Below are 10,949 nucleotides of genomic sequence, written 5' to 3' on the forward strand. Positions count from 1 at the left end.
GCATGTGTCCTTCGGGCCGCAGTCGATTCTCGACGGCATCGAAGCCCGGCTCGCCGCCCATGCCTGACATGTCACCAGGTCCCGTGGAACAGGCACACGTCGCTTGTTCGGTCAGCCGTCCTCGCGCAGGCGTTCAAGTCCGCTGAGGAAGAGTTCGAGGCCAAAGGAGAACTCGTCCTCGATCGGAATGGGCATCACGGAGGCAACGGTGAGGGTCGCCGGAAACAGGGCCGGATCCACGCTCTGGAAGACGGCCGCCGCCTCAGCATCCTCCGACTGGCCCGCCCCCTCGTGCCGGTTGACCTGTACGGCAAATCCGAGGACATAGCGGGCCAGGGACGCATACGCGTGCGCGGCCTGCCTCGGCTCGAAGCCAGCGCCGAGCAACACCGCGACACCGCGCTCCCGCACGGCCATCGCCTTCGGCCCCAGGGGAACCTGCTCGACCATCAGACGTGCCGCGTTCTGGTGCCGGGACAGGGCGTCGAACATGGCGTGCGCGGCCGTCCGCAGCGCCTCCTGCCAGGCCATCGCGTGGAGTTCGTCGCCGTTCAGTTCCACGGCGCCGAACATACGGTCCACGACGTGCGCGATGAGCGCTGCCCGGTTGTCGAAGTGCCGGTACAGCGTGGCCGTGCCCGAGCCCAGACGCTGGGCCAACGTCCGCATCGACAGCGCGTCGGCGCCTTCCTCGTCCACGATCTGCAGGGCCGTGGAGACGATGCGTTCCAACGGCATGGGCGGGCGACCAGGGGAACGCCGCGCCGGCGCAGCGCCCGCTCGCCTTGGATCAGCTGCTGCCACGGAACGTTTCACCTCCTCGGACGGCACCGCAACAGCAACACCGTATCCGATATGAAACCAGCTGCTGAACGAGGTACGGCGGCTGTCAGCGACGACAGCGTCGAGCAGCTGCTGCGTTCCTGAGGCCATCAGGTCGCCGGTGGACTCGACGGATCCACCGAGCTGCCGCAGAAACAGGCCCGCAGCCATCGCTCACTCATGCCACGGCGCGGACGGGGCACACGAAACACCTGTGCACAGCCACGTAGAAGGCGCGGGCACATCCGGGGGCCGTTGTCATGCCGACCGAGGGAGGTTGACCAGTGGAGCTGACCGAGTTGCTCGCAGACGCCATGCGGGACCAGCACCTGAGTACCGAGGCGCTCGCCTATGAGACCGGCATCCGTGTCCCTCGTATCAAAGCGTTCGTGGAAGACGGAGCCGCCGGACCGATCCACCCGACGTCTGAAGAGCTCGCGGAACTGGCTCAGGTGCTCTCGTTGCCGCTTCCCGACGTGGTGGCGGCGAGCCAGGACCATCGGAGCGTGTCCCCCGCAGGCCACCCGGTGTGACGCACCAGCCATCCCGAAAGCCGTGCGGATCCCGTGCCGGGAGCGTCACCGGGTACCCGCTGCGGCATGGGATCTCTGAGCTCACCAGTGCTGTTGTTGCTGTTCGCCGCCAGTGCGGCTGTCATCTGGTACGCGGGCATCAAGCTGTCCGACCACACCGACGTGCTCGCCGAACGCCTCCACCTGGGCACCGCGCTGGGCGGGCTGATACTCCTCGCGATCGCCACCAACCTGCCCGAGATCGCCATCACCGTCAGCGCCGCCCTGGCCGGGCAGCTCGACGTCGCCGTCGGCAACATCCTCGGCGGCATCGCCATCCAGACCGTTGTCCTGGCGATCCTGGACGCCGCCGGTGTACGGCCACGTGCTCCGCTGACCCGCCTCGCCGCCAGCCTCCAACTCGTCCTGGAGGGCGCGCTCGTGGTGGTGGTCCTGGCCGTCGTCGTGATGGGCACCCAGCTCTCACCTGGTCTGCACGCTGCCCGTCTGGCCCCCGCTTCCGTGGCGATCGCCGCGATATGGCTGATCGGGCTGATGCTGCTGAACCGCGCCGGACGCGGCCTGCCCTGGCGAGAAGGCGGCGACGCGCCCGACAGCCAGCCCGAACCACGCGGCCACTCCCGCGGCAAGAAGGAGAAGGCCGCCACCGACCAGGGCATCCGCACCGGCCGAGCGGCGCTCATCTTCGGCGCAGCGGCCTTGGCCACCCTCGTCGCCGGCGTCGTCATCGAGCGCAGCGGCGAGGAGTTCTTCGCCCGCCAGGGCCTCAGCGGCGTGCTCTTCGGGGCCACGGTCCTGGCCGCGGCCACCTCCCTGCCAGAGATCAGCACGGGCCTGACCTCCACGAAGCTGGGCGACTACCAGCTCGCCATCAGCGACATCTTCGGCGGCAACGCGTTCCTGCCCGTGCTGTTCCTCCTGGCCACCGTCATCTCCGGCAAGCCTGTCCTGCCCGCGGCACACGACACCGACGTCTACCTCACCGCGCTCGGCATCATCCTCACCGTCGTCTACATGGCCGGCCTCGTCTTCCGCCCTCGACGCCAGTACGCGCGGATGGGCATCGACAGCATCACCGCGATCGTCATCTACCTCGTCGGCATCGCCGGGCTGGCCACCATCGCCACCTGATCCACCCTCGCCGACCATGAACGAACTGGCGGCACTCTCCCCGGACAATGCGCCGCGACACGGGGTGGGCGGCCAGTCATTCAGGTTGGCCGCCCACGCGTGGTCACAAGCTGAGGTAGAAGCGCAGAGTCGTGCCGTCCTCGCCGGTGTGCTGCCGTACAAGGTCGGCCACGCAGTGGACCAGCATCAAACCCCGGCCTCCGAGTTGGCCATGCTCCGGTGGGCGGCGACCGGCCAGTGGATCGGTCAGTCGGCCCGCATCGCGGACCTCACACACCAGCTGGCCGTGCTCGACCCAGACCGCGAGCGTCCCGCCGCCTCCGCCGTGGACCACGCTGTTGGTCGTCAGCTCCGCGACCGCCAGCTCCACATCCATCAGCCGCTGCTTCCCCAGGCCCAGCCGCATCGCCTGAGCGAGAGCGAACTGGCGGACCGCCGGGAGGTCCTCGGCACCGTAGGAGAAGACTGCGGCATCCGGTGCAGGCGTCAACGCCTCGTTGTACCGGTCGACGACCGCCCGCCAGTCGTACGTGTCGCTGACCGACTCACGTCCGTCCCCGGTAATGAGGGTCGGGTGGGTCACCCGCGCATCGGCGATCACCTCGGGGTCCAGCCGTACCTCGTCGTAGGGACACAGGATCGTCACCGCCCGGCCCTCGAAGGCGGCGTTGATCAGCGCCTCGTGCTGCGCGCACGCCGGGTACTCCACCGTGCTGCGCCCGGCCCAGATCGGCTCGCCGATGATCCGCACACGCCCGCCCGGGTGGGCGTCGGCGAATCCACACAGCACCTTGGGGATGATCCGGCCCGGGTTGCGGCCCGCCTCGGTCATGTCCAGGAACAGGATGCCCTCGGCGTCCCCGCCCAGACCTGCCTTGATCAGCTCCAGGTTGGGGCCGGGCACCGCCACGGCCATCGGCTCGCCGCCGGCCAGGCCCTCGCGCAGGAAGGACACCGTCTGCTGCGTGTACTCCTGTTCGGTGCGGTAGAACAGGGCAGGGTGCACGAACGCCTCGTGGGTGGTCACCGTGCTCATCACAGAGCCACCTCGATCCGGTCCAGGTCCGGCCAGAACAACTCCAAAACCCGCTGCAGCTGCGGCGGGGGGTTCTCCACCACAACCCTCCCCTCAGGCAGGTTCATGGCGGTGAGTGCGAGCGCGGTCACCCCGGCCACGTCGACGAACGCCACATCCGACAACTCCACGTACGACACACCCGCGTGCCGCCGGGCCAGCTCGGACAGTGCCCGCTCCCACGACGCACTCGTCAGGGCGCTGATCTCACCACCGACACGGATGCCGGAACGACCGCCAGGCAACGGGCTCACCTCCAACGCGGCGCTCCCGAGCGCCGCCCGGGGCCCTCCCACCACATGTGGGGCATCCACGCTCGCACTCCTTCACATCACGCCACCTGCCGACACATCTGGCACGGGCGCACCAAAGACTCCGTCCAACGCGACAGTCTAGCCAGGCGGCCTACACGCCCCTGGATCCGCACGTCGGAGCGAGTGGTCGCTGCGTCGGCGCGGTACGCCCTTGTCACCACGAAACTTCCGTGGTCGCCGCCTTCGGAAGGCACTGCTCTAGCACGGGTGTCCAGTGCATGCCTCGCTCGAGGGGTGCTCGACGTAGACGCGTAATGCCCGGGACCTGGACGCCTCTCTCGGTTGGCGCCGCAGTTCGCGGCCCGCACGAGCGAGAGGCAGTCCTGTGATCGAATCAACGGCCGAGACGGCGATGCAATGGCTGGCGTCGGCCGCACCCGATCCGCGAGCCTGCCGGCAGCAGTGGGAGGACAACCCCTTTACGACCGTGCTGCTTCCGGCCGGTCTGCGCTGGGACGTGCTTCTCGTCCCCGGACGGCTCGGTTACGCGGTCTTCGACCTGTTGGAAAGGCGCAGCGGGGCACCGGGGCCTGTGCTGGCTGACATTGCCGGTGCCCGGATCGGTGTCTTCGTTCCGCCAGGCTCGACGGAGCACTGGCCCCGTGACGTGAGTTGGACCGCGGGTTTGGACACGTGGATCTGGGTGCCCTGTCCCGGCCGCGCCGCGCGCGAGGCGCACTGGTTGGTGCCGCCGGACGGAAACGGCACCCTCAACGACCCGGACGTGGTGGAAGAGGTGCTGCTCGAGGCCACCACCCCGACGGCATCGCCGTGTGCGTGATCCTCCGCCACTGTGCCCAACATTTCCATCGTCATCGAATTCATTGCCGGTCGCCGAACGGTCACACGACTATCTGCTGGTACTACCGGAGTGACCATTCGTGCCGGACCAGGCGACGTACCGGTGTGCGACAAAAGGGGGCGCAATCAGTGGCGGCATTTCGGCGAACTCCCGGCGCAGGCCGCCGCTTTGTCGTAGTCGGAGTGGTGTGTGCGGCCTTGGGCACCGTGGCGGGCGGCATTCACGCGTCCACCGATTCCCCGACGTCCTCCTCGACTGCTGCGGCTGGACAGGAGCCGCGTGAGCCGTCACGGCAGGAATTGAGCCTTCTCCACGAAGCCGGTCAGATCTTGCTGCGTGACTGCATGCAGCGGTCGAGGCGCCCACAGCTCATGGGGGCGTCAACGTGAAGAAGAGGCGGCCCAAGGACGCCCGAGCTGTTGTCGGCGTTCGCGGGCCGTCTCCGGACGATCGCGAATGAACCCGCCATTCTCCAGTCGGTATCGGCCACTTCCACAACCCTCGTCCCAGCATGGCGCTCCAACACTTGCGGAACCATTTCCAGGCCTCTGACCAAGGCCTGCCTCGCACTTCGGGGGATGACATGTTGACGTTCCATTTCACGAGCGCGGACATCGCACGCGTACGGGTGGCGAGCAGACCGGATCCGATGTGGGAGCTGCTGCTCAGCCTGCATCTGGCCGCGGGCGACGACGGCGCGGTCGTCTTCGGCCCGTGGAAGAGACAGGTGCGGTCGCGGCTCTCCGCCGCCGTCCATATGCTCTTCGACCTCGCCCCGCCCCGGGGCTACTCGGCCGACTTCCTCACCCCGGCGCCCGGCGGGGACGGGCTGGAGGCGGGACTCGACGCCGTCCTGTCCACTCCGCGCCGAGTGCTGTGCCGGGACATCGGGGGCCTGACCGCCGCCGAGCGTCCCGGTACCTGGATTCGGCCTCTGGCCGAGGGGGACCTCGGAGCCCTGCGCCGCCTCGACCGGACTCTGCGCGAATACTTCGCCATCGCCCTGCGGCCGCACTGGGCCCGGGTGCGCGCCGCCTTCGACCGAGACCGTGCACTGCGGATGCGGGCCGTGACGGACGGGGGCGTCGAGGGCATGCTGGCCACCCTGCACCCGGACCTGCGCTGGCGGTCCGGTCAGCTCACCATGACCAGCGCCTGCGACCGCGACATCCACCTCGACGGGCGGGGCCTGCTCCTGCTGCCGTCGTTCTTCTGCTGGCGCGCTCCGATCACCCTGCGAGATCCCGGTCTGCCTCCGGTGATCGTCCACCCGATAGCCCACGACCTGGGCTGGGCGCAGCCGGACGCCGAGCTGCTCCGTGATCCGCGGGAGGCCCTGCGCACGCTCCTGGGCCGGACCCGCGCCGATCTGCTCGCCGCCCTCACCACGGGCGGCGGATCGACCGGGGAACTCGCCCAGAGGCTCATCGTCTCCCCGGCCTCGGTGTCGCAGCACACCGCCGCTCTGCGTGACTCCGGGCTGATCGTCACCCGGCGCCGCGGACCGGCCGTCCACCACAGCGCGACCCCGTTGGGGGAGGCGCTGGTGGACGGCCGCCGCGGCATTCCACCGGTCACTTCCGGGTGAAACAGGCCTGATCAGGCGCCCAGGGTGAGCACTCCCGCGCCCTGTCCCGGGGCCTGGGTCCAGCCGTTGATCCGCTGGGCGAGGCCGCGGAGGCGGGTGTCACCGGGGCGTACGGCGATCTGGAAGTGTGCCGCGTGCGGTCGCCGCAGTTGGCCGCCCCAGGCCACCACTCCCCCGCACTCCTTGAGGATGTCGCGCACCACGGCCAGTTGTTGGGGGAACAGCACACCGGTCGCGGCCAGGGGGTAGGCGGCCGGGCGTATCTCGACGGCCGTGCCGGAGGCGTAGTTGGTGGTGTGTCCCGTCAGCCCCGCGGCGGGGCGGTGTCCAGCGAGTTCGTGGCGTGCGACCTCCTCGACCTCGTAGTGGAAGCGGCGGATGACGTGGACGAGCACCGTGGAGACGTCTCCTTCCAGCAGTGCGACGGAGGCCGGAGTACCCGGCACCGGCTGGGTGCTGATGCCGGTGGTGGTGACCGTCCATCCGTTGGTACTGGTGGTTCGGGCCGCGGCCGAGGCGGGGGCGGCTGTCGGCAAGGAGATGCCGGCCGCGACCGCCCCCGCGAGTCCGGTGAGCAGCAGGGTCCGCCGGGGCAGGCCTCTGCCGCCCGGTCTGTCCGTGTCTCTGATCTGCATGCCGGTTCCCCCTTCAGCCGCGCACGACTGCGTTGTAGGCCTCGAAGATGTTGTAGAGGTCGCGCGCCCGGAAGCCGTATTCATCGGAGCCGTTGTACACCGAGAGCACCTTGAAGATCTCGTCGTCGGAGTAGCTCAGCCGGTCGGTGGTGATGCTGTCGCGGGCAGCGGACCAGATGTGGATCAGTGGGACGACGCTCACGTTGTAGTCGTCGTCGTTGCGCAGCTGGTTCCAGACCGCCCGGCGCGCCCGCCAGTCCTCCGGGTCCTGGATCGGGCCTGAGATCACGTCCGCGCCGATGCAGTGGTTACGGGCCCTGATCGCGGTCCTGCCGAAGATCTGGGCGACGCCCGTACTGGAGTCGTCGAAGATCACGCTCGGTGAACTGGGCGGTAGCCCGATGGGGTTCTGCTCCCATTCGGCGTACGCCTCCTTCCAGCTGTAGTAGGCGTCGACCTGGGCGTCCACGCCCTCGTCGGTGACGTCGGCCTGGTACTCCCAGAAGATCACGGCCTGCATGAGCGACTTACGCATCCGGAAGGAGCGGGCGAGACCTGTGATCAGCGCGTCCATGTCGAGGACCTTGGAGGCACACTCCTCGGCACTGCGGGCCCGGTACAAGTCGTCGTAGCCGTGGCTCACGATGTAGTTGACGAGACCCGAGATCAGGCCGCTTCGCATACTCATGTCGAAGCGCACGTCCAGCGCGGTGTCCGGCCCTCTGGGTGTGAACAGGGTCTGCCCCGTGTCGCGCCCGGACGCGACATCCTTGTCGATCTCGATGAACCCGGTACCCGAACCCACCGTGATCGTCGCGATCTGGTCGAAGGCCCAGTCCTTCGGCAGCGGGAAACCCAGGTTGCCGCTGTAGCCGGTCGACATGTCCGACACGAAACTGGCCGTCGTCAGACCGGCCTTGGCGAGCCGGCTGCAGATGTTGCGGGGCGCGTAGACACCGACGCGGTACTCGCTGCCGTAGGCGGCCATACGGCCCGTCAGTCCGCGAAAGTGCGGGATGACCCGGCTGGTGATCTCCTCGTCGACGGCGTCGTAGTCGACGGAGAAGTAGATGATGGTCCCGGCCCGGAAGCCGTGCCCGCGGGCCGCCTCCAGGGCCGCCAGCGCGTCCGTGGCCCCCTGCTGCGCGTTGAAGTACTCCGGATCGCCGCCGTTGGTCTGGTAGATCGGGAAGACGGAGAGACCGCCCGCGACGATGTTGGCGAGTTCGCCGGGCTGGATCTTCTTGTTCTTCGGGTTGGTGACGTTCGCGTTGGTCAAGTACCGCCCCACCGTGGTGTATCCGGCGGCGCGCAGTGCCTGGGCGCGGGCCGGGGTGATCTCGGTGATGCAGTCGGCCGCGGTGCCGGGCCGGCTCGGGTCGCCGGTACTGACCAGCAGTGAGGCCCAGGTACGGAAGTCCGCGGTGCCGGTAGTGGGCAGCAGTTGGGCGAACCGCTGGAAGTCCACGACGGTGCTCAGCAGCGATCCTGAGTAGAAGCCGTCGAACGCGACGTCCCAGCCGTTGAACCGCATCGCCGCCTGGAACAGGTGCACGAACTGCTTGGTGCCGTCGGCGGAACCGGAGCCGAGCATCGCCTGTGTCCTGATGCCGTCCTGCGTACCGGGACCGAAACGCCCGTTGGCGACGTCGTCGCTCATGCCGATCTCGTACTGGAGGGCGAAGACCAACGCCTTCTGCACGTCCCGGGAGAAGTTCCCGTCGGCCGGGCAGATGAAGAACTCCCGTCGCTGGACGTAGCGTCCGTTGAGCCACTGCTGGATCTGGCGCACCTGATCGGTGCCGTTGCCCACCCGCACGTACGGGTCCATCGTGAGCAGCGCCTTGAACACCTTCGGCTGCAGCCCGCTGCCCGGATAAGCCCCGCCCACACCCATGTTGGACTTGAGCTCGGCGACCGAGTCCGCGGTCCTGCCGTTGTAGGTGCCGTCCATGCCGCCACCGTCGTAGCCCTTGCAGTACAGGCCCGCCTGGATGATCCGGTAGATGTTCTCGTGCCGGGTCCGGTCGTCGATCTGCGCCCCGTACCGGGACTGCAGCTGGCTCATCGTCGTCGGACCGAAGGAGTCCGACAGCGTGGTGATGCCCAGCTCGTACTGGAGCGCCCGGGTCAGGCCGTACATCACCGTCCAGCTGGTGCGCCCGTTGACCTCCACCTTCGGAATGCCGGGCACGTTGTAGGAGTTGATGAACTGCTGCGCGCGTTCCACCATCTCGTCGGCCATGTGCGCCTCTTCTCCCTGTGGTGGGGCGTCAGACCCAGTCCTGGTAGATGCCGCCGTTGCAGCCGGTGGTGCGGAATCCGCTGTCGTCGCTGTCGTCGATGCAGTCGTCGGTGTACTGGTTGCGGAAGGTGAGGCGCACCGAGTGGTGGCGGACGACGTACCAGCTCACGTACTCGGAGCTGTCGCAGTACTGCGCGCTGAACCCGGCCGGGCCGTCGTAGAGGCAGCGTCCCGTGACCTTGTTCTGGAAGCGGCGCGTTCCGTCGTTGAAGACGTGGACGTCCCACTGCTGGTAGGCGCCGCTGTTGCAGGGGAACGTACGGAACCCGTATTCCCGACTGTCGTCCATGCACCGCTGCGTGCCGAGGCTCTGGAAGGTGTTCACGACCAGGACGGTGCTGCCGCCGTCCTGGGACTCCTGCGCGGCCTCGGCGCTGCCGCTCGCGGTGACCAGTGCGCCCGCACAGAGCAGGGCCGCCGCGGCGGTCTTGAGTGACTTCATGTCATCCCCCGGATAGCTGAGTGGTCGGACTCGCACGCCAAGACTGGAACCGGGGTCCCACAGCCACCAGACGTTTCAGCTATGTCCGAAAGGAGGTTCGCGACGATGTCCGGGGAAAGGCAGCGGACGACAAGTTTCAGGGCGAGCACCGGACTGCCGCTGGTGCGGTGCCGTCGGTGACCATGACCGCGCCCGGCGCATCCGGCCTGCGCCCTTGATCGGGATGCCTCGGCGGGCGAGAGCGGCGGGCGGCGGCTGTCGAGCCAGCCCGGTACCCGGCCCGGACGGATTGAGGATGCGGCCCTCACTGCGGGCGGGGGCCGCGCGGGCTGACCTTTCGCGCCACCGTCCCCACCCTGGCCGCCTCTGCACAAGGACCCGTCACCCTCAGGGCAGCTCCGACACCACGGAGCCGGTCTCCCGGGCGACCTCCACGATGCCCTTGATCAGGAGGCGGCTGCTCGCGGACGGCGGCCGGTCGGTGAGGGTGGTGATCCCGATCTCGCGGGGCACGGTGCCCAGAGCCAGGGGCAGCATGTCGAAAAGGGGACCCGTGCGCCGATCAGCATGGGCAGTGGGGCGACGGCGTCTGTTTCCAGCAGCACTGTCCTGAGCGTGAGGAACGTCGAACATTCGATGACGATCGCGGGAAGAGGCAGGCCTCGGCGACTCGACGGCGGCAGTCGGCCGATCAGTACGTCCACTTCGCCTCGGATGAGTTGCAGGGCGAGGTCCACGGGCATCGCTTCGACGACCGAGACCTTCGCGGCGACACCCAGCGAGCAGCCGATTGATCACGACCCCCCAGGGTCGGGGGCAGTCCGCGGCAGGTCGCGGATGCGCTCCTTGCCCGCAGGTGACCTCACGTGCACGATGTGCGTGCTGGTGCAAGGAGCGATCGGCACCTGTTCGAAGCCGGGCTGTCCGAACCGCGGCTCCTGGCTGGCCTGGACCTCAGCCTCCAGGAGGCCCAGCAGAATCCGCAGGTCGGCGGCCTGGGCGAGCGTGATCCAGTGGACCGGCAACGGCAGGCCGATCCAGGAGTGGGCGTCCCAGTCCACCGGTGACGGCTGCCACACCATCGTGTGCGTCGGCAGCGGCAAGGTGTCGGATGTCAGCGGTGGCAGTAGGGCCGACGGTGCCGCGCTGATCCAGTGCACCGACCGGGGCGGCACCCGTCAGTTGTGGACGTTCTCCCGCGTCGCCGGACGGCTCGCGGCGGGGTAAGGGAACGAAGCCGGATCGGCTTGACGCGTCCATGGCCATGTCGGCCGAATCGGCAGATGAGATCCGTTTCAGCCT

General features: G+C 68.6%; 13 protein-coding genes. 5 read left to right on the forward strand and 8 right to left on the reverse strand.

The window, feature by feature from the left end; genetic code table 11:
- Positions 1–111 precede the first annotated feature (111 nt).
- Positions 112–738 carry a TetR/AcrR family transcriptional regulator C-terminal domain-containing protein gene (locus OG885_RS01265; RefSeq protein ID WP_405742530.1) on the reverse strand — a complete coding sequence of 209 codons (627 nt, stop codon included), beginning with the start codon at positions 736–738 and terminating at the stop codon, positions 112–114.
- A gap of 368 nt (positions 739–1,106) precedes the next feature.
- On the opposite strand from OG885_RS01265, the gene OG885_RS01270 reads away from it, so the two are divergent.
- Positions 1,107–1,355, forward strand: a complete 249-nt coding sequence (locus OG885_RS01270) for an XRE family transcriptional regulator (RefSeq protein WP_405724594.1) — start codon at positions 1,107–1,109, stop codon at positions 1,353–1,355.
- A 66-nt stretch (positions 1,356–1,421) separates the two neighbouring features.
- A complete protein-coding gene (locus OG885_RS01275; protein WP_405724596.1) occupies positions 1,422–2,486 on the forward strand; it encodes a sodium:calcium antiporter in 1,065 nt (354 codons plus the stop codon).
- Positions 2,487–2,589: 103 nt separating this feature from the next.
- On the opposite strand, the gene OG885_RS01280 is transcribed toward OG885_RS01275, so the two are convergent.
- Together OG885_RS01280 and OG885_RS01285 are read right to left on the reverse strand one after the other, a co-directional pair.
- A complete protein-coding gene (locus OG885_RS01280; RefSeq protein WP_405724598.1) occupies positions 2,590–3,522 on the reverse strand; it encodes an anti-sigma factor RsbA family regulatory protein in 933 nt (310 codons plus the stop codon).
- Positions 3,522–3,875 carry an STAS domain-containing protein gene (locus tag OG885_RS01285; protein WP_405724600.1) on the reverse strand — a complete coding sequence of 118 codons (354 nt, stop codon included), beginning with the start codon at positions 3,873–3,875 and terminating at the stop codon, positions 3,522–3,524. Before OG885_RS01285 ends, OG885_RS01280 begins: the two co-directional genes overlap by 1 nt.
- Before the next feature lie 325 nt (positions 3,876–4,200).
- Between OG885_RS01285 and OG885_RS01290 the strand changes: the two genes are divergently transcribed.
- Together OG885_RS01290 and OG885_RS01295 are read left to right on the forward strand one after the other, a co-directional pair.
- Positions 4,201–4,656 carry a hypothetical protein gene (locus tag OG885_RS01290; protein ID WP_405724602.1) on the forward strand — a complete coding sequence of 152 codons (456 nt, stop codon included), beginning with the start codon at positions 4,201–4,203 and terminating at the stop codon, positions 4,654–4,656.
- Between the two features lie 604 nt (positions 4,657–5,260).
- Positions 5,261–6,265, forward strand: a complete 1,005-nt coding sequence (locus OG885_RS01295; RefSeq protein ID WP_405724604.1) for an ArsR/SmtB family transcription factor — start codon at positions 5,261–5,263, stop codon at positions 6,263–6,265.
- 11 nt (positions 6,266–6,276) lie between these two features.
- Here the strand turns inward: OG885_RS01295 and OG885_RS01300 are convergent, their stop codons facing one another.
- The 5 genes from OG885_RS01300 to OG885_RS01320 form a co-directional block, all read right to left on the reverse strand.
- Positions 6,277–6,900 (reverse strand): hypothetical protein, encoded by a 624-nt coding sequence (locus tag OG885_RS01300; RefSeq protein WP_405724606.1) that lies wholly within the window; start codon positions 6,898–6,900, stop codon positions 6,277–6,279.
- A 13-nt stretch (positions 6,901–6,913) separates the two neighbouring features.
- Entirely contained in the window at positions 6,914–9,145 is a 2,232-nt protein-coding gene (locus tag OG885_RS01305) for a glycoside hydrolase domain-containing protein (RefSeq protein WP_405724608.1), read from the reverse strand.
- Positions 9,146–9,173: 28 nt separating this feature from the next.
- Entirely contained in the window at positions 9,174–9,647 is a 474-nt protein-coding gene (locus OG885_RS01310; RefSeq protein WP_405724610.1) for an RICIN domain-containing protein, read from the reverse strand.
- Positions 9,648–10,034: 387 nt separating this feature from the next.
- The gene (locus OG885_RS01315; protein WP_405724612.1) at positions 10,035–10,184 is read right to left on the reverse strand and encodes a hypothetical protein; all 150 of its coding nucleotides are present in this window, start codon (positions 10,182–10,184) and stop codon (positions 10,035–10,037) included.
- A gap of 257 nt (positions 10,185–10,441) precedes the next feature.
- A complete protein-coding gene (locus OG885_RS01320; protein WP_405743191.1) occupies positions 10,442–10,750 on the reverse strand; it encodes a hypothetical protein in 309 nt (102 codons plus the stop codon).
- On the opposite strand from OG885_RS01320, the gene OG885_RS01325 reads away from it, so the two are divergent.
- Positions 10,653–10,874 carry an RICIN domain-containing protein gene (locus OG885_RS01325; RefSeq protein ID WP_405742531.1) on the forward strand — a complete coding sequence of 74 codons (222 nt, stop codon included), beginning with the start codon at positions 10,653–10,655 and terminating at the stop codon, positions 10,872–10,874. The two genes, OG885_RS01320 and OG885_RS01325, sit on opposite strands and share 98 nt — an antisense overlap.
- The last annotated feature ends 75 nt before the right edge of the window (positions 10,875–10,949 follow it).

It is taken from the genome of Streptomyces sp. NBC_00028 (assembly GCF_045041065.1).
Taxonomy (GTDB): Bacteria; Actinomycetota; Actinomycetes; order Streptomycetales; family Streptomycetaceae; genus Streptomyces.

What these genes read in the sequence shown, in the direction of transcription:
- OG885_RS01265 (WP_405742530.1), bottom strand. Translation starts at nt 738, where the DNA reads ATGCCGTTGGAACGCATCGTCTCCACGGCCCTGCAGATCGTGGACGAG.
- OG885_RS01275 (WP_405724596.1), top strand. Translation starts at nt 1,422, where the DNA reads ATGGGATCTCTGAGCTCACCAGTGCTGTTGTTGCTGTTCGCCGCCAGT.
- OG885_RS01280 (WP_405724598.1), bottom strand. Translation starts at nt 3,522, where the DNA reads ATGAGCACGGTGACCACCCACGAGGCGTTCGTGCACCCTGCCCTGTTC.
- OG885_RS01295 (WP_405724604.1), top strand. Translation starts at nt 5,261, where the DNA reads ATGTTGACGTTCCATTTCACGAGCGCGGACATCGCACGCGTACGGGTG.
- OG885_RS01300 (WP_405724606.1), bottom strand. Translation starts at nt 6,900, where the DNA reads ATGCAGATCAGAGACACGGACAGACCGGGCGGCAGAGGCCTGCCCCGG.
- OG885_RS01305 (WP_405724608.1), bottom strand. Translation starts at nt 9,145, where the DNA reads ATGGCCGACGAGATGGTGGAACGCGCGCAGCAGTTCATCAACTCCTAC.
- OG885_RS01310 (WP_405724610.1), bottom strand. Translation starts at nt 9,647, where the DNA reads ATGAAGTCACTCAAGACCGCCGCGGCGGCCCTGCTCTGTGCGGGCGCA.
- OG885_RS01315 (WP_405724612.1), bottom strand. Translation starts at nt 10,184, where the DNA reads ATGCTGCCCCTGGCTCTGGGCACCGTGCCCCGCGAGATCGGGATCACC.